Below are 268 nucleotides of genomic sequence, written 5' to 3' on the forward strand. Positions count from 1 at the left end.
CGGCCCTGGGACGCGGGCGAACATCGACGAGTTCACCCAGACCACCGCCCGCGCCCTGGAGATCGTCGGCGGTGCCGGCAGGGGTAAGGCGATCATCGTGCTGAACCCGGCCGATCCGCCGCTGCTGATGCGTGACACTGTCTACTGCCTGGTCCCGGCCGGCGTCGACACCGACGCGGTCGCCGACTCGGTGGACGCCATGGTGGCGTCGGTCGCCGGGTACGTGCCCGGCTACCGGCTCAAACAGGCCGTGCAGTTCGACCCGGTC

The 268-nt window shown here is 70.9% G+C and carries 1 pseudogene; it reads left to right on the forward strand.

The features are described from left to right. Nucleotides 1-268, forward strand: a pseudogene (locus tag ACFHWU_RS29610) (acetaldehyde dehydrogenase (acetylating)); the annotation flags it as partial.

The organism is Micromonospora sp. LOL_015, assembly GCF_048060275.1.
In the GTDB taxonomy this organism is placed as follows: Bacteria; Actinomycetota; Actinomycetes; order Mycobacteriales; family Micromonosporaceae; genus Micromonospora_E.